Genomic DNA, 22,215 nt, shown 5'->3' on the forward strand with positions numbered 1-22,215 from the left:
TGTTGCACCTAATGGTCACGGCAATGAAGAGTGCACAGCAGTACAGACGATAACGGTTGGCTCGCGCCCCGGTACGTTCAACTCATGGACATAAACGTACTAATCGCACTATGCGATTCCCACAATTCGTTCATTTTCGCGTTCCCTATATCTATATTTGGCAAAAATTTAAAACTGGAATGGTCCCTTGTCTTTTGCACGTTTTGCTCTGCTTCCTCCAGGGTTAGACTCGTTCGTTTCCCCAAAAACCGTGAAATAGCAACTCCCGCAAGTCGTCCTTGAGCCATAGCTACCTTACCACTTTCGATTCCTACGATATTGCCCGCAACAAATAGACTGTCTACTGGTGTAGACAAATCTGGTCCATGTAAAGGTACCACTCCCCCCAACTCGGGGATTCTAACCAGTGGGCAACCAACAACTTGTGCAAAGTCAACCAAGGGGTATAAACCGCCTGAAAGACAGACACTGTCTACAGCTACGTGTTCGCTAGGACCATTTGGGATCCCATTAATTGATACTCGTTGCAAGATTACCGCCTCTACAACATCGGTTCCCTTGATAGCAATAACTGCTTTTCGCAGATAAATCGGGATGCCTTCAAGGTGAAGCAAATTGAATCTCAACGCGTGAATTGCCAGTTTGCTTAACTTGCCAGCCGCAAGGGGACCCATTTTACGATGGAACGAAGAGGTTGCAAGGCTCGAAACACTGGCCAAACGTCGCATTCCGTCAATGGGCAACCCAAGACCACTGTTTATTGGATGCACTGGCGGCAAAGCAACTCCTACTACGTTAATTCCGGCGCGCTGCATTTCAAGGGCCACTGATATGGCTAGTGGGTCGACCCCGACTACCATCACACGTTGACCAATGGATACACGGTGTACGTTCGTGAAAACTTGAGCAGCCCCAATGGAGACTACTCCCGGCAATGTCCATCCAGGCAGGGGTACCGCCCTTTCCACAGCCCCGGTCGCCAGCAGAATTGCTTTGGCGTCAATGTACTTCTCGGATGATCCCCTAAGATGTATCCTCCATTTACCAGAAGCCGACCAAGCTGTAACGCCACAAAAAATTTTCACATTTAAATTGCGCGCTTCTTCTTCAAGTCTTCGCGCCAGTTTCTTCCCGTCCCAAACTTTATCTTGTTCAGGTGCATATGGATCTTCAAATAACTGCCCGAGTAATCGTCCTCCAGGATACGGGTATTCGTCTATTACGGCAGCGGATAGTCCTGTTCGAGCAATTTCCACAGCAGCAGACAAACCCGCCGGTCCTGCTCCGATAATGACAGCGTCAACTGTTAATGTCATTCTTCTTCAAGCCTCCCGGGACGGCTGGAAGAAATTCTAGTACCTTCATGCAACAGTGTCACACACGTGCGAACACCCTGCACCCCATTTACTACTGCACGACACTCATAACAATGGCCGATGCCGCAATAAATACCCCTTGGTTCCCCTAGCGTTTCGTCAAACCGTATTGCTTTGATACCATTCGCTAGGAGCGCGACGGCAATGGGTTCATTTTCATACCCAATAAGGTATTGATCATTAAAAACAAACTTCACCGATTTCCTTTGCATGTCACTTTCATTCTGAGACCTTAAACGGTTGTTTACCGACATTTCCATTCACATCCACCCCTTTCATCCTAGAGAACCGCGATAAAGAAAAAGGTGCCACGTCAAAAGGAAGCTCGAGGTTGCAAACGAGATGAGCCATTACGTCTCCAGTAATGGGGCCTAGCGCTATTCCATCCCCCTCGTGACCTGCCGCAATAAACAATCCGGGCCATTCATCAACTTTTCCAACAATCGGAAGACCGTCCGGAGTAAACGGACGAAGTCCTGAGAATGCGCGGAGTAAGTGAACTCTTGCTAGGTCAGGAAAGGCTCGAACAGCTAGTCCTGCGATGGCCTGTATCACCTCAACCGTAGTACCGGTATCATACCCAACAAACTCTCTAGACCCGCCAATTAACAATGTTCCATTTCCAGTCTGGCCTATTGACAGTCCAATCCCCATAGAGTCCGCAGAGGTAGTAGTCCTATCCATTTTTGCACTAATATAGGAACCGCTCAAAATATTGCATTTTATAAAATTTGGAATCTGTTCAGACACCAGAATCTGCCCACGTCTTGGAATTATGGGAACTTCGAGAGCTAATTTTCGTAATAGGATGGGGGTCCACACTCCCAACGCGACTATTACGCTATCCGCATAAATCTTTTCTCCCAACTCGGTTTGTACTCCAGTAACCTTACCATTGTCCGTGATGAGGGTTGTTACAGTCGTATGTAGTCTAATCTCAACCCCCCTCATTTTGGCAGCGCGCGCGAATGCGAGACTCACATGAAGAGGATTCACCTCAGCGTCTTTGTCCCACCATGTTGCACCTAGTATTTCAGGTGATAGACCAGGTTGTCTTACCCGCGCCTCATCTCCAGAGAGGAGCTTGACATCAAGGCCTGCTGATTGTTGTTTCTGCACAAGTTGTGTAACAACATCTAATTCTTTTGCCGTTTCAATTAAAATCATCCCTCCCCCCATTCGGTACTCAATGTCAAAACCCAACTCGTCCTCTAATGTCTCGTACATTTTGGCGCCGGCTATGGCAAGATCTAGCGTAGGGCCGGGAGTTTTTGATTGAATCATGACAGCCCGGTCACACGACCCAGATGTCCCAGCTGCTATATCCTTTGACTCTATTAAGACTACATCGGCTCCGAGTTTTGAAAGATAATAGGCCGTTGAAGTCCCGATTATTCCACCACCCACAACAATAACCTTAAAACTCATACTATGGCCTCCGGTATTTAGCTACTGTGCGGCATAGGGATAGTTACATAATTCTTATCTACACCTTTGCCTTATTGGCTAGCGGATGAGTCAATTTGAAACAAACCACCTTGAGTTCAGTCATCTCATGTAGAGCAAACTTCACGCCCTCTCTCCCTACTCCGGAACCTTTGACACCACCAAACGGCATGGCATCCAATCTATAGTCACTGCTGTCGTTTATCATGACACCCCCAACCTCCAGTCTCCGGATAGCCTGGAAAGCATGTTCAATATCGCTAGTAAAAATACCCGCTTGAAGTCCGTAACTAACTCCGTTCGCTAGTTCTATTGCCTCATCCAAACTGTCAACTTTGAAAATAGACACCACAGGCCCAAACACCTCCTCCATGGCTACTTGACAGTCTAGAGGAACATTTGTGAGAACTGTTGGTGCATAATAGCTTCCCTTCCGTGTACCACCGGTATGTATCTGCGCTCCCATTTCAAGTGCCTCTAGAATCCACTCCTCTATCCGACAAGCTTCTTTCTCAGTAATCATGGGCCCCATGTCTGTATCCTCAAGCTCTTTTTCTCCTACTCGTATCTGCTGAGTACGTTCGATGAAGCGCGATAAAAACTCATCATATACGCTGGATTCCACAAAGATGCGCTGAACCCCCAGACAGTTCTGACCGGCCGCCCAAAATGCACCCGATACACTTGCCTCAACTGCATCGTCCAGTATCGCATCTTCGAGAACTATTACAGGAGAATTTGAGCCTAACTCCATGCTGATCTTCTTTAAGCCGGCGAGTTTCATGATGTGCTCTCCTGCGTTGAGCCCGCCCGTAAAGGTGACCATCCGAACGGCAGGATGAGATACTAAAATGTCCCCAATTTCCGAACCGTGGCCTGTAACCACACTGAGAATATTTGGGGGTAACCCAGCGGCCTCGAAAGCCTCAGCAAGTTTTAAGGCACTGAGTGGCGTAACGGTCGCAGGCTTTACTATAATGGCATTACCCCCTGCAATCGCCGGACCAACTTTATGAGCTACGAGATTTAACGGGTCATTAAACGGTGTAATCGCAACTATCAGGCCGACCGGAAGCCTATAAAAATACCCAATGCGATTTTGGCCGGATGGTGATTGATCAAAGGAAAGTGTCTCCCCCTCAATCCTTGTTGCCTCTTCGGCACTTAAAGTCAACGTCTCAATACAACGTCGGACTTCCTTACGCGATTCACGTATCGTCTTACTAGACTCCTTAGAGAGCAACTTAGCGTACTCCTCCAAATTTTCCTCAACGTAAGCTGCTGCCTTCTTTAAAATACTCATTCGGTCATAGCTGGTCATCTCGGCTGCAACTTTTGAAGCTCTCTGCGCATCTTCAATGGCCGTTTCTACTTGTTCACGTGTCGCAGCCGGCACTATATCTACGAGACTATTGTCATGCGGGTCTAGTATGTTAATCGTTCTATCACTATAGACCCATTGTCCTCCCAATAGCATGGGGCGTCCAACGGACTGAGTTGGCATGTGACCATCTCCTGTGTGGAATGTAATTGCCGAGACTTCCTAGAAAACGGACCCAACTGCTACTCCAAACGGCTGTCAAGTAGCCGACTATCCATACTCGCTAAAACATTTTCGATTCGTTCTCGTGCGTGTGGTCCAGGGGACACTAAGGGCAATCGCAAACCGCCTGTGGGAAAGCCCATGATTTCAAGGGCTACTTTTACAGACGCTGGATTGCCGTCAATAAAGAGCACTTCGAACAAGGCTAGAAGTTTGTCGTGCAGCTCTAATGCCTGTTCTGGGTGATGTTCTACAAAAAGATTGATCATTGTTTTAATGGAAAGTGAAGCCAGATGGCTTGCGACGCTCACGACTCCGTGTGCCCCTACCGACAATAATGGTAAGGTCAGTGGGTCATCTCCGCTGTACAGTAGCAGGTTCTTTGTAAGACGTCGTATGTGACTGATTTCCAGAACGTCCCCAGTAGCTGCCTTAAAGGCCTTAATAGTTGGAAGTTCGGCGAGTCTCGCCACAGTATCAGGACTTATGGAAGCCCCAGTTCTAGAAGGGATGTTGTAAATCATGACAGGTAAATCACTGGATTGTGCCACAGAGTAAAAATGTTGATAAAGGCCCTCTTGAGAGGGTTTGTTGTAATATGGGACAACAATCATGACCCCATCCAGCCCCAGTTTCGCGGCTCGTACAGTGGAATCAACGGTGTTTTTTGTGTGATTTGAACCGGTAGCAGCAATGACCAACCCTCGTTGCCCGATTCTCTCTTTGATGGACACGTATAGGTGCTCTTTTTCATCAGAAGATAAAACTGGAGACTCACCTGTCGTCCCCGCTACCACAACACCATCACAACCATGGTCGATGAGGTGTTCCGCAAGCCGACATGCCCTCTCATGATCAACGTTTCCTGCCACGTCATAGGGCGTGATCATCGCTGTTAGAAGCCTGCCCCACGGATAATCCATAAATCCCCCTCCTGTCATGTTTCCCGATGGTTCCATATCCTTCGGTTAACCTCTTACTTGCGTCGGCATCTCCTTCTACGTTATTCATCATTGAGTAATGAAATCCTCCCTTGCAAAATATTTTGTTGAGCAATAATATATGAATTAATCAATGAGTTAAGGAATACCATGTATTTGTGTATACCGTGTTATTCATCCATGATGAACAATATGAGTGCCCTACAATATTCTCATCTGTAGTTGTGAGGAGAGTTAACGACGTGCCTAATTTCAAAAGGGAACATCCTATCACGGTAAAGGAAGTACACGAACTGCGTATACTGCAGGTGATATCACGCCTGGATAGACCTGTGGGAAGTAGAGTTTTGCGCCAACAACTACTGCAGCACGGCATTGATTTTAGCGAAGCCACTGCGGGGAGATGGTTAAGTGAACTTAGTGGCTTAGGACTTCTTGAGGACCATGGAAAACAAGGAAGAACTCTTAGCCCAACTGGTGAATCGAGGTTGTTAAAATTAGAGCAGCAGGATGAAAGCTGGTCTCACGTAAACGACTTATTACAAATCTATAAAGCAGCCGATCCTGAATATCTAATTGATCTATTGAAAGCTCGTAGGCTTATTGAACCGGAAATCGCTCGTCTCGCGGCTCTACGAGCCAACAAGAACGACTTAAAAAGAATTACTGCAACACTAGAAGCACGCGAACAGCTATTACAGACAATGCCGACCGATTCCACAGAAGCAGAAGAACGCGAAAGATTTATTCTAGCTGAGACAGATGCAAACTTCCATTTAGCGGTTTCTGAGAGCGCCCACAGCCCCGCCTTGGCAGCGGCCTTACGTCTGCTTAAGAGTGCTGAGCCATATTTCCCAGTCTTCATTGAAATGCGGAGATCTTTGAGAAGCAGGGGATTCAAAGAACACAACGACATCGCTCTAGCGATTTTCCAGCGTGACGAAGCGCGAGCCCGGGACTTGATGTACGAACATATCAGTGAAGTCCTTAATGATATTAGCCGTTATACGTCAGGCCATTGACACTCCAGGACATCCTGGAGTTTTACATATACCAACATCCTTCGTCAGTCCCAAGTCCGGGTTGAAATTTTTATATAATTTCGTCTATCGAGTCATTAAACGCAAAATTCAGGAACAGGTACATTGGAGGGGAGTCGGGCCAATGAATTCAACCACAGCTTGGATAATCGCCGTCGTATTTGCAATCGTATTTCTGAGTGTCGCTTGGACTGTACGCGGCAAAGCAGGTAAAAATTTCGCCGCCTACGCCGTAGGTGGAGCGACGCTACCTTTGTTTTTGGTGATGTTTACTGATTTGTCCACAATCATGGGAGCAGGGAATTTTGTCGGTGAAGCTACAAATGGATTTGAAGTAGGTTACAATCAGCTAGCGTTTGTACTTGGGGAGCAAGGTTCTAAAATAGCATTTGCCTTGATATTTGCTGGATTTGCAGGTCGGTTCGCGTACAAAACACTGGGAGAAATGATGCACGATTTGATTCTGCGAGACAAGGTATCCAGAATCATCATCGGAATTCTAATGTTGTCCTTAATGATTGCTTACATTGGTGGTCAAGGTCTGGGGATGGGATTGCTATTTCACCAATTCACAGGTGTGAATCCGACGTATATTATTCTCTTCTTTACAGCCCTCTTCATTGCATGGACCTACATGGGCGGCATGCATGCAGTGGCGAGGGTCGAGTTCTTGATTGGAATGTTAGTAGTCTTGCTGGGGCTGGTGTACTACGGTTCAGTATTCTCGCTTGTTCACTTTAGTCCGGCATATCTAAACCATCGCCTAGCGGCCGTCGGCGCATCCTCACTGACGAAGTTCAAGTTTGATCCCCAAACTATTACTGCGTTTGTCACGGGCCTACTCGGTGTTATGACCGCACAAATATACTGGCAACGTTGTTTCGCCGCAAAGAACGGCAAGACAGCCCGAACCGGTATGATTATTGCTGGCAGTATCGCGGTGATATTTGTTGCGGCCACAGCCGTGGTCGGGATGGTTGCCAAAGCCTTGAACCCAGTACTTAGTCCAAGTCTAGCCATGCCATGGCTGATGAGCCATGAGGTCCCGGTTTCAATTACGGTAGCTGTCTTTGCTCTCGTCTTAATCGCTGCGAACGGTGCTGCGGCATCAAATTTAAATTCTGCAGCTGTGATACTCATCAACGACTTCTTCAAGGTTCTTTCACCTGAAATGTCCGATAGGTCGATGCTCCGCTGGGCTAAACTTATGACCGTTGTTATCGGTGCCTTTGGCGCATTGGCGGCCATGTATGCAAGCAACATCATAGCATTGTTTTCAGAGGCGTATACCTTGCTCGGTGGCAGCGTGGTTCCCGTGTTGATTGTTGGATTGCTATGGAAAATGGACTACTCAAAGCGCTTTGAAGAAGGATTTAGAAACAGTCGGGTTAGTGCATGGGGCGCACGTGTGGGGCTCGTACTCGGCGCTGTTTTGGCCGTCAGCGTCAATATCTTCGTGGGCTTCGGTGCTGCTGTCGTAGCTACTATTGTTGTATCCTTGTTCACAAGGGGAAGCACAACGGAAGCAGATCGACAAGCCTTAGGATCTGTCCCCGTCGAATCTTAATCCCATTGCCTAACATTGAAAGGTATCCCTCATTCGCTATCGCGGGATACCTTTCAATTCATGCATACTAACGGAGGGATAAACATGAAAAGAATAATAATGGGCGGCATAACTGGCCACACTGGAATCGCTGTAGCACGATGCATCGACGCTGACCCCAACCTCAAACTTGTCGCCGCCGTTGGAAAACTGTCCGCAGGAAACAGTATTGGAGAAGTTCTATACAACAAACCGGACGATCGCCTCATATTTCCAGATCTCTATACTCTATCCGAGGTGAATTCTGCGGACTTTTACGTGGACTTTACTACGGCAGAATCTGCCCAACGCAATTTGTCGGACGCCGCAACATTGGGTTTGAAACTCGTTGTTGGAACGACAGGGATTCCGGAAGGGTTCTTAGAAGACTTGGCATTCAGACTTACGAACGAACAATCATTTGCTCTCATTTCAAGTAATTTCTCACTCGGTATTGTCGCATTAACTCAGTTTGCAAAAAAGCTCTCAACGCTGTTCGGACCAGAGCACATAGAGATTTTTGAGACTCACAACGTGACGAAGAAGGACATACCCTCAGGTACCGCTCTTTTTATACAAAAGCAGTTGAGCACTTCTGAGCAGGGACTGGTACCTATCCACTCTCTACGTGTCTCCGGTACAGTATCGCGCCACGAAATCCATGCCACTATGCATGAACAAGTATTATCGATTAAACACGAGGTCACCAACCCAGAAACCTTTGGTTTAGGGGTGACATATGTTTTAAATAATTGTGACGGCGTATCAGGGGTATTTAGGGACCTCGCTTCATTCAAGGATGCTTCAGGTGCAGCATTCAGCAAGAACGAACATGAAATAGACATTGAATTGCTACCTGACGAATTCGATACCTAATCTGATCACAAAAATCGGCTTTCTCATAGAAACGCCTGTGCACCGTGAACACTTCAGATTGGGCGCTGGTGTTACGTCCACAGCAGAAGCCGGAACTTCGAGGTCAAGGAGCGCCTTTCAATTTATCGGTCAAGTTACCGAGAGCAGAACCATTGAAATCCGGATGGAGCGAACAATCGCTGCAGTTCGACTACTGTCCGATTTTCTCATATGGCTCTGCCGTCGAAGGAAGGCGGAAATCTCCGTTGTCTTTAGACCATGCTATTGTTCCTTGCCCTGTATCATGTCGAGAAATTTTTGTGTGTTGTATGTGACTGAACCGTTGCGGAAGAGGCCCCCGCCAATCAGCAAAATAACATCTTTTCCATACATCTGTAACATCTCAGGAACGCGGTCTAATGTCATTCCGCCACCTGGCGTGGGAAAAATGCTGCGGATACTGCCCATTACCACCGCCGTGCCGTCCGCAATATCCCTGCAGTCTTGCATAGTAAAGGAGAATCGGCCACCGTAATTCGGATAGACACTTGCATCAATGCCCGCCAAGCGCATCAACTGCCCAAACAAAATGCCGTGGTTAATGCCGTGTTCCGCACTTGTAACATGACTCCCAAGAAATGACGGGTGACTCATAATGGGAAGTCCAAAACTATCATCATCCGCCAAGCGACTGACAGCGTCAAACCCAACGATACCAGGCGGAACCAAGATGCCACCTGCGCCGTGAGATTTGGCCAAGAGTGCCTTGTCCTGCAAGGACATGGACGTACCAAGCGCACTCGGCATATAAATGGTATTGCGGCCTGTTTTTGCGTTTGCGCGCGCTACCGCACTCGAACAGAGACGCACTCTCTCTGTCCACTGAGAGAAGGGCTGGTTGGCGAGACCATGGTCGTCCTTGACTATATCAATTCCACCTGCGGCAAATTCGTAGGCCAGGGAGGCCAACTCTTCTGAAGAAAGTCCCATCGGCTTTAACGCAGTGCACAATAGCGGTCGGTCATGAATACCCAAGAGGGACCGGAGTCCTTCACGCCCATACCGAGGACCGCGAAAGCTTTCCAACAGGTGGGCCGGCAGAACGAGTCCGGTTATCCGAACACTTGGAAAGATACTTGCATTCCCGTAAACGACATTAATGAGTTGGCCCAGTTCCCCACCTGTGACCTCGCTTGCATACGAAATTGTTATGTTCCAGTGCGCCTCATCGACTTGATGCATGGCTTCGACCCGACCGACAATTTGCGCTTCTATGTCACCTTCGGGCAGCAAGTCGCGTGGGAATTCCACGGTTTGTTCCACACAGATTGCCTCTGCTATGGCCTCGACAGTCTCTACCGTGCCCCGCACTTGATACGTTACGTGAAACCTGTGCCCGGAAATCTGGAGTGTGACATGGTTGGGTACCATTACAACGCCTCCGCTTTCGAATCACTGTGAACCGCATCTAGTCGAACATCTGCCAACTCTTCCTCCTTGATGTCCAATGTCTGATTCGTCAGTCTCTCTACAGCGTGAATTAAGCTGATGGCATCCAAGCCGTATTCTCTCATCAAATAGCGCGGACTGGCCCCGTGCGCGTACTTATCTTGAATACCTAGTTTCAATAATCTTTTTGCGACACCGTTCTCCGCCATTACTTCAGCAACGGCTGTACCGAGACCACCAAGCACCGTGTGGTTTTCCATAGTGATGACGCCGTACTCGGCCTTCTTTACTGCTTCTACAACTGCTTTATCCGAAAACGGCTTCAGAGTCGTCACATGAAGGTGTTCAATGCCCAGACCCCGTTCCGACAAAACCGCCGTCGCGCGCATGGCTTCCTCAGTACAAATGCCTGAGGTGATAAGCGTGATGTCGCTGCCGGTGGATAGGCGTCGCGCGTGGTTGAACTGCATCGGTTCGTCAATTGGGAATAGCCTCGGAATTTCTCCTCTGAGCATTCGGATATACACAGGACCGCGAATCGCTTGCGCAACATCCAAGACAGACTCCACGTCTGTTGCATCACCCGTCTCAAGCACCGTCATGTTGGGCAGCGACCTCATAATGGCTATATCCTCAATCGCTTGATGGGTTGCTCCACCCGGAGTCAAAATACCCGGAAGAAAACCCACCATGCGGACAGGAAGATTCGGATAGGCAATCGACATGGAAATTTGGTCTAACGCCCTTCGGTACATAAAAACGGCAAATGTATGCACAAAGGGTGTATAGCCCTCCCGCGCCATGCCACCAGCCATACTCATCATATTTTGCTCCGTCATCCCCATGGAATAAAACCGTCCGGGGTAGGTATCTCGGAACAAATCGATTTCCGTAGAACTTGTTAAGTCGCCTGACATTACGACGACCTCAGGGCGGTCTTTCACCCATTCCAAGAAGTGCTTCGCATGCACCTTTGATAGCAGTTCCATGTTCAGACCTCCTGAGCCATTCTCGTTAGGATTCCTTTGTAGAGTTCCATTTCATCGTTATCTCGAAATCTGAAATAGTGAAATTTTGGTGCCCTGTCTTTCAATTGATCAATCCCCTGATACGGGCTGGTATGTGCCAGTATCACAAGCGGTTTGTCCTTCTCGAAAGCTTTGGAAGCTGCTTCGAGCTCATCGATATGATGTCCGTCTACGTCTACAACCGTGGCCCCAAATGCGCGAAGTTTATCCCCGATGTTACCAAGGTCCATGACATCCTTCATCCGACCGTCACACTGCTGCCCATTTACATCCACATATATGCCGATTTTATCCATTTTATAAAATGACAGACCTTCGAACGTCTCCCACGTTTGCCCTTCTTGGAATTCACCGTCTGACATATACACCCAACACTTACCCGAATCGCCGCGTAGCTTACGCGCCATGGCTACTCCCATCGCTTGACTCAGGCCTTGCGCCAGTGAGCCAGTTGTAAATTCCATGCCAGGGGAGTGCTCTGCGCCTATCATCTCTACCGTACTACCATCCCGGTTGAACTGCGCTAAGCCATACTCGGACATACGCCCTGTTTCAATTAGCGTAGCGTACAACACGAGAGCATAATGGGCGGGTGAGAAAAAGAAACGGTCGTACTCAGGGGACCTTTCTCCGTTATAGTTGCCGCCCGTGAAGTAATCTGGGTTATCTGCCCCCGGCACACCCGGAAACGGTATCGGCACTCTCGGCCCTGCACTCGGCCCAATGTTTAATACTCTGGTATAAAGAGTAGCCAGCGTTTCAGCAGCCGAACAGGCCTGGCTAAGATATCCACCCCCATTTTTAATAGTGTGCTCAAGTACTCTTTTGCGGATCCCGTGAGCGGTTTTCCTCGTGAGCGCCTCAGTCGTATCGACGTCAAGCCCGTCTGTCATTGGTTATCCTCCCCATGCATATGCACCTGACTTTCCTTGAACCGCTTGAGAGCGTCGTCGAAAGGCGGATAGATGATGCCTTTTTCTGTGATGAGACCTGTGATGAATTTTGCAGGTGTTACATCAAACGCCGGGTTTCGCACGGGGTACGTTTCCGGCATCACACAAGTCTCACCCATGTGATTGACTTCCTTTGCTGCCCTCTCCTCAATCTCAATTTCTTCACCGGACAATCTCGTCAGGTCCACTGTACTTAACGGAGCTGCCACGTAAAATGGAACACCGTGGGCATATGCTGCAAGCGCCAGATGATAGGTGCCTATCTTGTTAGCCACATCCCCGTTGGCTGCTACTCTGTCACACCCGACGACGCATAAGTCGACCCCCTCGGTCTTCATCATGTAGGCTGCTGCCCCATCGACAATGACGGTAAAGGGGATTTGCAACTGTGTAAGTTCCCACGCTGTCAGTCGTGATCCCTGAAGACGCGGACGAGTTTCATCCACAAAGACGCGAACCTTCTTCCCTTGTTCATGCGCTGTACGGATGACACCAAGTGCGGTTCCGTAGTCGACAGTGCCGAGAGCCCCCGTGTTACAGTGATGAATCACGGTTGCCGTCTCCGGAACGAGGTCGGCTCCAAATTTGCCAATGGCCCGATTCGTTTGTACGTCTTCACTAGCCATAGCGTTTGCTTCATCCACAAGTGCATTTTCCAATTCGTGGACGGTTCTGAAAACCAAATTCTCCACTCGGGTCATGACTCTCTCAATTGCCCAATGCAAGTTCACTGCTGTTGGCCTGGATACTCTGAGATATGCAGCGGCCCGTCTCACTTCTGCCAGCGCGCTGTCGATATCGGCGAACTCAATGTTGGCCACAGGAAGTGCAAGACCGTAAGCCGCAGCGACACCAATTGCCGGTGCGCCCCGTACCATCATGGTTTTGATAGCCTCCGCTAATTCCTGATAACTCCTGATATCGACATACTTCACTGTGTGGGGTAACAGACGTTGGTCCAGCAGCACGAGACTATCACCAGTCCATTGAAGACTGTGGTACTCAGTCATGTGAGTCATCTCCAATACTTGGTCTTGCCTGCGTCATCATGCTGAGTAAATCGTCAATGTGACGGATGGAACCACTAGCCATCACCCACGATGAGCCAATATTCAGTGCCAGACTCTCACACTTTGCGCGTGCGTTCTCGTCCGCAATGCTCTCCATATCCGCGACATGCGCCAGACCGATAATTCTGCGCATCATCTTGGTGCCCCCAAAGCCAGCTGTTTCTTGCAGCAAACGCCATACGTACTCCTTCTGAAACTGCCCATTTTTCCAATCGACCGCATGGTCATTCCACAAAGCCAGGAATTCATCTTCGAATGTATGCCATATTTGCGAAATTGTATCCAGTAACCATTTCTGATAACTCACGCGTTCCGCCGCATCCTGTATGTGACATTCTTGGGAAACGTAGCTTAGCGCCAAGTTGCCAATGAGCGCGCCAAGGTCAAAACCCATTGGGCCGAAGAAGGCAAACTCAGGGTCAATGACTTTCGTTTCATCTTGATTCACCATAATGGAACCGGTATGCAAGTCGCCATGAATCAAAGCTTGTGCCTGGGTCATGAACAGTGTCTTATAATGGTTCACCTTGGCTACCAAAGCTGTGTTGCTGCGCAATTCCCGAACATGCCTGGAAAGCAGGGGATTCACCCTGTTTTCTGGATGATTGGAAAAAGGATGCGTGAAGACTAGGTCTTCTGTGACCTTGCATAACCCCGGATTCATGAACTTGACGACCATGCCCTTTTTTTCCTCAGAAGACAAGTACAAATCAGAAGTATAGAAGAGCGTTCGAGCGACGAAAATACCTATATCCTTAGCAAACTTAGGATATCGGATATGGTCAATAAGCCCGGTTCGAACTATCCGGTGTTGATTTAAGTCCTCCATCATTACCAAGTGCATTTCCTCGTCGAAGTGAAAAACCTTAGGCACCTGGTCAGGAGCAAATTGCGCTTGCAATCTCAATACCTCTGTTTCGATGCGAGTGCGGTCAAGAGGCATCTTGAATTCTTTGCCGACAGCTCGTGCATAAGGCAAGGCTTGCTTGACGATGACAGATTTTCGAACCGGATCCGAAGCACTGTAGACGCGGAAAACTAGGTTCACGTTTCCGTCAGCCAAATCTTGAGCTACAATATCTGTCACATCACCGAAAAGCTCAGTAGCAACTCCAGTCCTTCTGACGTAAGTCACAACCGACGCTTCTGTGAGTGGTGTATACGACATGATATCCTGTCCTTTCCTCCGCATTCCATCTACCGCTTATACAACGTCATTGGACAATCAACGGCCTACCAGCCTAGTAAATTGGAATTAATTTAAACATTATGACTACTATATACAAATTAAATACTTAGATTTTCACCATCAGTTGTTCCGGTTCTTTGACGTTCGATGTCCTCTTCGATGAAATCTCTGTTCAAACCGTTCTCATAATCGATGACATCCTGGGTACGAAAACCTGAAGCAACACCCCAATAGTAGAAAATTAGCCCGATTACGATTACTACGACGGTATCGAGAGGAAATGGCAGCCAACCACGGCCCTTCCCAAACGACCCTATGTAGCTCATCACACCTAATATCACCATGTAAATAGCAAACCACAACCCGGCTTTTACATCGGCGATAGACAATTTGTTAACTCGCCGATAGATAAAGTAGATTACGGCACCCCCCGCATTAATGGCATCAACCTGCCAAACGAGTGGCCAACCTGACCAGTAGAAAATCAATGTTCCCACGATGAACGCCACGGGTCCAATCCAACGAATATGCCCTTTTAGTGAAAATGGACGGTCCGTCGTTGGTGTCGTTCGTCTTAGAACTGCAACCGAAACCCCACTCAGTGCATAGCTCATCACACCTACGGATGACAGTATCCCCACCATTTGTCCCCAAGCCGGAAATGGTAACAATGACAACAAACTCATCACTAACACGACTACCATCGCAGGTACAGGGGCTCCACGCTTACTCAGTCTCCTCGCCCATTTTGGCCCATACCCACTCTTTGGCATCGCAAACAGGAGTCGTGTTGCGGACCCGAAATATACCAGACCATTCCCAAAAGGAGAGAGGGCCGAATCGCCATACAATATAGCCGCCATCCATCCGATATTGAGAGCTAGAGCTAACTGCGCAAACGGCGATGAGAAATTCAAACGTGCCCAACCATGAGCTAGATCTCCATGCCTTAGCGCAACAATGAAGGCAACTTGTAACAGTACATACAAAATGATGGCTAGCAACAAGACTGTGATCATGACTCTCGGGACATCGCGCTTTGGATTTTTCCCTTCCGCAGCTAGGTCCATTGCTTGCCGGAACCCTGTGTACGAAAAGTAGATGCCGCCAACGGCGATAGCAACGAGTACCCCACGAAATCCAAAAGGCATAAAACCTCCGGGTGACGCCGAAGAAAGGTTTGCCCCGCCCCCGTGTGTCAGACCTGTGATGAGGAGTACTACCATCGTAAGTATTGGAACCAAATACTTTATGGTCGTAATGACACTGTTCGATTTTGCAAACAGTCGAACTCCGAAGTAATTAATCACGAAGTAAATTACGACCATGAATGCGGTTACACCGAGACCCGCAGAGGTCAATGTTGTGCCATTATATAGTCCATGAATATACCCTCCCGCATACTGTACCGATGCCTCAGCCTCAATTGCAGGAGATAATCCATATCCAAAGAGTAGTGACCACCCCTGTAATGCTGAGAGAAACGAACCGTGGCTCAGAGATGGATACCGCACCATGGACCCAGCTTCCGGAAATCCAGATGCTATTTCGGCTAATGGAAGTGCTAAGATCATCATGAGAAGACCACCAATGATCCAGGCCACAATCGCTGCAGGGCCAGCATACTGAGCACTATAAAATGCTCCAAAGAGCCAGCCGGATCCTAAAACTGCTCCCGCACTGATCATCATAAAATCGTACAAGGTGAGATCTCTACGTAATTTCCCGTTCAATCACTTCGCCCCCCAAGTGTAAGTTAAGAAAGAGCCTGTTCGAAATCGTGGATAATATCTCCAACCGTTTCAATACCAATTGACAGTCTCACGATGCTCGGGTCAATGCCTACAATCTGTTTTTCCTCTTCTGAAAGTTCTCTGTGGGATGCGACAACTGGATGTGACAGTGTAGTCGTAACATCCCCAAGGCTGGGAACAAATCGAACCAACTCAAGTCTATGAATCATCTCCTGAACCGCGTTATATCCTCCCTTCAACGACAATGAAATGATGGCGCCAAATCCACGACCGAGTAAGTCCTTCGCTATATCATGGTCTGGATGTGAACGGAGTCCTGGGTAGTACACTCTGTCAACTCCGCGCATTCCTTCCAGTGTGCTGGCGAGTGTTAGCGCATTTTGACTCGCACGCTCCATTCTGAGGGCGAGTGTACGTGCCCCACGTAAAGCAAGCCAAGACGCAAATGGATCCGGAGTAAAACCAGCAACATCTACAATTTCCTGAACAACCCTAATCGTGGTGGCAGAACCCGCAATCAATCCTAGGACTACGTCGCTATGACCGCCGATAAATTTAGTGGCGGAGTGCACAATTAGGTCTGCCCCCCATTCAAGTGGGTTTGCGTGAAACGGCGTAGCGAACGTGTTGTCTACGATTACTAGGCAACCTGCGCTATGGGCAACTTCAATAACGTCCCTGAGCGGACTCACTCGTCCAAGGGGGTTAGAAATACTTTCGGCAATTAATATGGATGGTGATTCACTAAGGGAGTTACGCAGACTTTCAAGGTTGTGCGTATCCACCCACTGCGTGTTATATCCCATTGGTCCTAAAATCCGACGACAAATCCCTACAGTTCCTCCATATATTTCTCGCGGCAGATAAATCGTACATGGTTTGGGTTGTAGAGCCAAAATGGCAGCGAGAAGACTAGCTGTTCCTGACGATGTCACAACAGCTCGTTCCGCATTTTCCAAGGAAGCTATAAATTGAGCAAGTCCATCGTAATTGGGATTTCCACCGCGTGTATAGGAATATCCCTCCCTTTGTCCGCCTAACAGTTCATCAACCTCATCAATTTCTTTAAATGAATAGACCGATGTCTGGAAAATTGGGTCCGCAACAGAATTTTTAGGAATTTCAATGTCGGATGGTTTTACGGCTTTGGTATAAATGTCCACAGGTGAAGTTCACTCCTATCTTTACACGGTAAGAGTTATCTACTGAAGACCAAAATGATTCAATCGCTAAATTTACTAACTTCAGCAGGATAAATGCCGATTTACTGACCGCGAATCAAATGCTGCCTATCTTGTTAAGTTTCAAGCACACCGATAGCAGTGTTTTCATCTGTCACTAGGTGAGTGATAATCCCCCCTTCTAAGGCTGCACGAATGGGACGGACTTTTTGTCCTCCGCTCGCCACAATCATGACTGCGGGAATGCGAACCAGTTCCTCGAGTGTTAAACCAACAAGTCGATCATCAAGCGATGTAGGAATCGCGCGCCCGCTTCCGTCAAAGAACCTTCCGAGAACTTCGCCCACAGCCCCGAGATGAACCAATTCCTCAAACTCGTCATCGTTAAGCAAACCCAATCGAAACAACGTTGAGGATTTGTCGACGGTACCTAGACTTGCAATCGCCAAGTCTGCCTGTCGGGCCTTATCAAACACCGATTTAATTTGTGTATGTGATTTTAAAGTCTCACAAGTTGCAGCATCGACCGTCAACGCTGGTGCACTTAACACCGAGGCTGTCGCTCCGTAAGCCTGCGCCAAATTTAGTGATAATCGCAAGGAGTGCAGACTTTTCCCGGTTGACGTAAAGTTACCAATCATTTCTACAACCTCGGTGAGAGAGTGCTCAGTCACACCGGGATCGATCCTCGCATGGGACGGGATGCTAGCAATCGTTCTACCCCAACCAACAGCAATGCTCCGTAGACGCTTAAGGTTGCTGTTGACATAGCGAGCCGCCGCATGTCCCAAGGCACCATACACATCGACCGAGCTCAGCTTTCCGGTTGGTACGATAGCAGCATACTTTATGTTGAATTTGCTTTTTAACCGTTCTTCCAATTCAATACAAGGTCCAAAATCAGAGTTAATGGATATATTGACAATCCCTGATTCTCGAGCTCGTTTGATCAGCCTGCTCACCGTAGGGCGAGATATCCCCATTTTTTCGGCGAGCTCTGCTTGGCTCGACTGGTTTATGTAGTATTCCCAAGCAACTCGAACAAGCAATTCTTCGTCTTGACCTGAAATTTTGTTCATCTCCTGCACGATTTTTCATTCTGACACCCAGAGTTTCGCACATTGCCTGATATGTGTCAACCTTCAATTTATTCAATTAAGTCAAAAGAAACGGTTGGCCATACTGAGCGTCAACCGTCTCATTTTGAATACGGAATTGAAGACGGTAGACCATTGACATCCAGTGCAAATTGCCGCTCTACGACCGGTCCGAAGTGGCCCAGCACATTCGTCGGTCCCTCACCTACGCAGGAGACTGTCATGACGTTTTCGCGGACATGGCCACGATGAAACCTATCGGTTCTCCAGCGGTGCTGCACGTCTGATCAACAGAGTGTGCACACACTGCCTCATGCACGGGGCACAGACCCGGTATCGGATCTCGGATCTCGGATCTCGGATCATCGACGATCACATCGTCAACCTAGTGATTCAGGGGGAACTGTCATGAGACTCAAGGAGACACGGCTGGAATACGATGGAGAACTGCAACGACAGTTCCGGTTTAACTAGACGGGTCAGAATTCAGACCTACTGGTTCCATCCGCCGACTTGACTAGATAAACACACGGGACAAGCCGTTTGGATGTATGTGCCAAAAAACAAATATTTATGCACTCCGTTCAGGGTTCACTGTTGAACTAACGCCGCCGTATGTTTAAGTACCTTGATGGTAGACTTCGTAAAGAATAGCAAGTCTCTGAAATATCTTCGCGAGACTTGCTACTGCGAAACATCCAATCGATTTTAACGCTCACCTAGCAATGACTTTTCACCCGCTTTCTTCTACAGGCTTCATCTTTAGGACAGCCTGTGTTGCTGATGGTAAAGTTGGTTTCATTTTATCCGATGCAACCGCCATCTTATCGGCTAGCGCTCGACATTCATTCAATCCGGTTGCCATCAGCTCGCGCATGGGCGCAATGCGAGAAACGAACCATAGCAGAAGTGCAATCAGAAATACGGGAAGGGAAGCCATTACAGATTTCGAACGCGGGTACAGGCGAGACTTTAGTCGCTTCACGATAGTGAAACCTGCATGCATGCCACGTGCACCGTTCATTGCCTCCACCCACGTTGCGCCGCCACCACGTCGGTGTCCAGCCACCGATACGCTTTCCATGGCAACCGTAAATGGAACGTGACAACTCAGCCAAAGCAACATTTCTGTTTCCAAAACCGAAGGTACTCCCGCATCGCTGAAAAGATCGACCCAACGTTGATCGCTATGCATGGTCTTCTGCCTTGAATTTATCGTTGGTTTGAGCCTTCCCGCCTCATCGAGCGTGGCCATCACGGCCGGCATACCAAATGTGCATCGGTCCCTACCTAATGCATCTCTTAATCGTTCGGGCTCAAAGTTTACAAACATGAAATGAACACATTTGGCCCTGCTACGCTGTAGGACAGGCAAAAGCGGATTAACCTGATGAGCGAGAGTTGTGACTATGACCAGATCGTAAACGGTCTGCTCATCCAAACTGTCGGCAACCCGCACCTCAGCACGTTCACCCGTGTGGAGTACAATACCATTATCTCGCTGTAACTGTTCGAGACGAAGAGAACCTGTGCGCGCAATGACAGTCACTTGATGACCAGCCTTTGAAAGCTGATACGCGAAGGTGCTACCGATTCTACCAACACCCAGAATGGCAATTGAAAGAGATGACTGTGTCTTTATACTTGCATCATCCATATAAGATCCTCCTGTAGCCTAATGTTTATCGTGGGCAACTTTGCCACCTCTTCAGGTCTATAGTCGCTCAGTCGTTAAAGTAATGACCCTCTTCAAGGTCTGCTATTAGTCCAGTTTGTTTGGGTTTCCAGTCTAAGAGGCTCCGAGTCTCTGCAGAAGACCCTGGCATTACGGTCGGTATATCGAGTGCAACAATCGTTCCAAGAAACCCAAAGTGCGCATCTGCTTCTTCACGTGAAATGCTAACTACGGGTAATTTGAGGTGTTTGCCAATGACTTCAGCGATGTCACGAAACGGGATTTCTTCTTCAGCGCGACCATATAACTGTGATCCGGCCGGTGCCTTTTCCAATGCAAGACGGTAAAGATTCGCGGCATCGAGTCGGTGCACTGCTGGCCAACGATTAGCCCCATCATCGATGTAGGCAGAGACGCCCTTCGTACGGGCAATGTTGATTAGTGTCGGAACAAAAGCTTTGTCACCCTCGCCATGTACTGTCGGGGAGAGCGACACAACCGATGATCGTACCATGCGGTTAGCGAGCTCCAAGACCACGTTGTCGGACGCCTCCCCATTTGCATGAACTGTGGTAATGTAGGGTTTATCCGACCCTTCGAGAACTGTGCCCATCGCCTGTACCGCGCGTAAATCGCATGCAAGTGAGCCTGCGAAGTCTGAAAAGTCGTGTTTAAACGCTAGGTGAATGACCCCGTCTGCGGCTGCGACACCGCTCCGAAGGCTGTCGAGATCGTCAAGATCACCTCGATGTACCTCCGCACCAAGGTTATCCAACATCGCCGCACCATGATCCGAACGAGTGAGACCGACAACCTGATGACCGACATTGAGCAGTTCCAAAACGACGGCTGAACCGATATAACCTGTTGCTCCTGTGACAAAAACACGCATCATGACATCCTCCTAATTGTGTTGAGTTTTGTAGCGTTACTTGAATAATTGGAGTGTAAACTATAGAGTTAACTCTAACGCAAGTCATGTCGAGGAGAGATTTTCACGAGGATTCGAGTTAACCGCAAAGACTGGGTTATCAGTCCACACCATACGCTTCTATGAGAAAGAGGGCATTTTGGACAGTCGGCATGTTCAGAGAGAGGAGAATAGATATCGTAGATATTCGGACGATGCAGTCGAGCGTTTGAACTTCGTCAAGACGTTTCAAGGGATAGGTTGCTCACTTGCTGAACTCAAGGAAATCCTTCAGGATCATGTTGCGAATTCTCGTACCGACTTAGAAATTTTGGAATTAATTCGCCCATGCGTATAGTCAACACTTGGTCGTCCAAACTACGTCGACAAGGTTGTTAGGGGTGTTTTGGTGGCTGGGTGGGCTTTCCTCACAATACCTGCAATCCTGATGTCGCTGATGTTTCCGCAGGGCACTGCCTCAGCAATAAGTTCAAGCACGGAAATATCGGTCGTCACCCATCGTGAGAATCTCCCACCAAATTTTGTGGCAGAGCCCGATGCGAAGGCGGCAAGAGTGCCGCGACTCTGTTATCAGCACTTGGACCTACATGAAGTTAACAGCACTGTCATTAATGACACCCAGGACCAAAGCAATATACGAGTCCCGAGCAATGATCACCAATCCAGAGGCAATCAACCGTGCTCATCTTGAGCAATTTCACGATGTTACTTCCAACTGGGGTGGAGCTTGTTTCCATTATGCCCCTCCCTGCGTTTTACTGAACGAGAGTACAGTAAGCTCGAAACTGGTCACTGCATGTATATGCACGACTGGAGGAACCTCTTGTGTGAAGTCAGACCCCGTTAGTCCAAAATATGTACATTCTTAGCTGTTCTTCGCTGGGAATCTGATGCAGTTGGAATTTCCAAAAGGTCAAATGTAACTTTCTGACCCTCTTTTAGAAATCGATAACCACTCGGAAACCTGGCGGGGTCTGGTTGAATATCGCTGAAATGAACAAACACGTGATCCCCATCCCGTCCTTCTAACATGATACGACCGTAGCCCTTTTCATCCTTGTACCATTTGACAATGCCCCACTGTCTGTTATCCACTTTAACA

At 48.3% G+C, this 22,215-nt stretch carries 20 protein-coding genes; 4 read left to right on the forward strand and 16 right to left on the reverse strand.

The window, feature by feature from the left end; genetic code table 11:
• Positions 1 to 77: 77 nt before the first annotated feature.
• The 5 genes from JC200_RS07685 to dapA are packed head-to-tail and all read right to left on the reverse strand — an operon-like array spanning position 78 to position 5,288.
• Positions 78 to 1,316, reverse strand: coding sequence for an NAD(P)/FAD-dependent oxidoreductase (locus tag JC200_RS07685; RefSeq protein ID WP_274435679.1), 1,239 nt, complete (start codon positions 1,314 to 1,316; stop codon positions 78 to 80).
• A complete protein-coding gene (locus tag JC200_RS07690; protein ID WP_338000204.1) occupies positions 1,313 to 1,636 on the reverse strand; it encodes a (2Fe-2S)-binding protein in 324 nt (107 codons plus the stop codon). Before JC200_RS07690 ends, JC200_RS07685 begins: the two co-directional genes overlap by 4 nt.
• The gene (locus tag JC200_RS07695) at positions 1,596 to 2,804 is read right to left on the reverse strand and encodes an NAD(P)/FAD-dependent oxidoreductase (RefSeq protein WP_274435680.1); all 1,209 of its coding nucleotides are present in this window, start codon (positions 2,802 to 2,804) and stop codon (positions 1,596 to 1,598) included. The genes JC200_RS07690 and JC200_RS07695 overlap by 41 nt, the downstream gene beginning before the upstream one ends.
• A gap of 58 nt (positions 2,805 to 2,862) precedes the next feature.
• The gene (locus JC200_RS07700) at positions 2,863 to 4,326 is read right to left on the reverse strand and encodes an aldehyde dehydrogenase family protein (protein ID WP_274435681.1); all 1,464 of its coding nucleotides are present in this window, start codon (positions 4,324 to 4,326) and stop codon (positions 2,863 to 2,865) included.
• 59 nt (positions 4,327 to 4,385) lie between these two features.
• Positions 4,386 to 5,288: a 4-hydroxy-tetrahydrodipicolinate synthase gene (gene dapA, locus JC200_RS07705; protein WP_274435682.1), complete on the reverse strand. Its 903-nt coding sequence runs from the start codon at positions 5,286 to 5,288 to the stop codon at positions 4,386 to 4,388.
• A gap of 260 nt (positions 5,289 to 5,548) precedes the next feature.
• Here dapA and JC200_RS07710 point away from each other — a divergent pair, with 260 nt between their 5' ends.
• The 3 genes from JC200_RS07710 to JC200_RS07720 all read left to right on the forward strand — a co-directional run bounded on the left by JC200_RS07710 (position 5,549) and on the right by JC200_RS07720 (position 8,807).
• A complete protein-coding gene (locus JC200_RS07710) occupies positions 5,549 to 6,328 on the forward strand; it encodes a FadR/GntR family transcriptional regulator (protein ID WP_274435684.1) in 780 nt (259 codons plus the stop codon).
• Positions 6,329 to 6,470: 142 nt separating this feature from the next.
• Entirely contained in the window at positions 6,471 to 7,913 is a 1,443-nt protein-coding gene (locus JC200_RS07715) for a sodium:solute symporter family protein (RefSeq protein WP_274435685.1), read from the forward strand.
• An 84-nt stretch (positions 7,914 to 7,997) separates the two neighbouring features.
• Positions 7,998 to 8,807, forward strand: coding sequence for a 4-hydroxy-tetrahydrodipicolinate reductase (locus JC200_RS07720; protein ID WP_274435686.1), 810 nt, complete (start codon positions 7,998 to 8,000; stop codon positions 8,805 to 8,807).
• 261 nt (positions 8,808 to 9,068) lie between these two features.
• Here JC200_RS07720 and JC200_RS07725 read toward each other — a convergent pair whose 3' ends face one another.
• The 10 genes from JC200_RS07725 to JC200_RS07770 all read right to left on the reverse strand — a co-directional run bounded on the left by JC200_RS07725 (position 9,069) and on the right by JC200_RS07770 (position 21,074).
• Positions 9,069 to 10,217, reverse strand: a complete 1,149-nt coding sequence (locus tag JC200_RS07725) for a RuBisCO large subunit C-terminal-like domain-containing protein (protein WP_274435687.1) — start codon at positions 10,215 to 10,217, stop codon at positions 9,069 to 9,071.
• Entirely contained in the window at positions 10,217 to 11,224 is a 1,008-nt protein-coding gene (locus tag JC200_RS07730; protein WP_274435688.1) for a transketolase family protein, read from the reverse strand. Before JC200_RS07730 ends, JC200_RS07725 begins: the two co-directional genes overlap by 1 nt.
• A gap of 2 nt (positions 11,225 to 11,226) precedes the next feature.
• Positions 11,227 to 12,156: a transketolase gene (locus tag JC200_RS07735; RefSeq protein ID WP_274435689.1), complete on the reverse strand. Its 930-nt coding sequence runs from the start codon at positions 12,154 to 12,156 to the stop codon at positions 11,227 to 11,229.
• Positions 12,153 to 13,226: an S-methyl-5-thioribose-1-phosphate isomerase gene (gene mtnA, locus JC200_RS07740; protein ID WP_274435690.1), complete on the reverse strand. Its 1,074-nt coding sequence runs from the start codon at positions 13,224 to 13,226 to the stop codon at positions 12,153 to 12,155. Before mtnA ends, JC200_RS07735 begins: the two co-directional genes overlap by 4 nt.
• Positions 13,219 to 14,454 (reverse strand): S-methyl-5-thioribose kinase, encoded by a 1,236-nt coding sequence (gene mtnK / locus JC200_RS07745; protein WP_274435691.1) that lies wholly within the window; start codon positions 14,452 to 14,454, stop codon positions 13,219 to 13,221. Before mtnK ends, mtnA begins: the two co-directional genes overlap by 8 nt.
• A 119-nt stretch (positions 14,455 to 14,573) precedes the next feature.
• The gene (locus JC200_RS07750; RefSeq protein ID WP_274435692.1) at positions 14,574 to 16,208 is read right to left on the reverse strand and encodes an APC family permease; all 1,635 of its coding nucleotides are present in this window, start codon (positions 16,206 to 16,208) and stop codon (positions 14,574 to 14,576) included.
• Positions 16,209 to 16,231: 23 nt separating this feature from the next.
• Positions 16,232 to 17,392, reverse strand: a complete 1,161-nt coding sequence (locus JC200_RS07755; protein WP_274435693.1) for a trans-sulfuration enzyme family protein — start codon at positions 17,390 to 17,392, stop codon at positions 16,232 to 16,234.
• Between the two features lie 134 nt (positions 17,393 to 17,526).
• Positions 17,527 to 18,489: a sugar-binding transcriptional regulator gene (locus JC200_RS07760; RefSeq protein ID WP_274436493.1), complete on the reverse strand. Its 963-nt coding sequence runs from the start codon at positions 18,487 to 18,489 to the stop codon at positions 17,527 to 17,529.
• A 751-nt stretch (positions 18,490 to 19,240) separates the two neighbouring features.
• On the reverse strand, positions 19,241 to 20,164 hold the full coding sequence (locus JC200_RS07765; protein WP_274435695.1) for a ketopantoate reductase family protein: 924 nt from the start codon (positions 20,162 to 20,164) through the stop codon (positions 19,241 to 19,243).
• A gap of 67 nt (positions 20,165 to 20,231) precedes the next feature.
• Positions 20,232 to 21,074, reverse strand: coding sequence for an SDR family oxidoreductase (locus JC200_RS07770; RefSeq protein WP_274435697.1), 843 nt, complete (start codon positions 21,072 to 21,074; stop codon positions 20,232 to 20,234).
• Between the two features lie 40 nt (positions 21,075 to 21,114).
• On the opposite strand from JC200_RS07770, the gene JC200_RS07775 reads away from it, so the two are divergent.
• On the forward strand, positions 21,115 to 21,450 hold the full coding sequence (locus JC200_RS07775) for a MerR family transcriptional regulator (RefSeq protein ID WP_274435699.1): 336 nt from the start codon (positions 21,115 to 21,117) through the stop codon (positions 21,448 to 21,450).
• A 506-nt stretch (positions 21,451 to 21,956) separates the two neighbouring features.
• On the opposite strand, the gene JC200_RS07780 is transcribed toward JC200_RS07775, so the two are convergent.
• Positions 21,957 to 22,208, reverse strand: a complete 252-nt coding sequence (locus tag JC200_RS07780; RefSeq protein WP_274435700.1) for a cold shock domain-containing protein — start codon at positions 22,206 to 22,208, stop codon at positions 21,957 to 21,959.
• Positions 22,209 to 22,215: the final 7 nt, after the last annotated feature.

Source organism: Alicyclobacillus sp. ALC3, from assembly GCF_028751195.1.
Taxonomy (GTDB): domain Bacteria; phylum Bacillota; class Bacilli; order Alicyclobacillales; family Alicyclobacillaceae; genus Alicyclobacillus_L.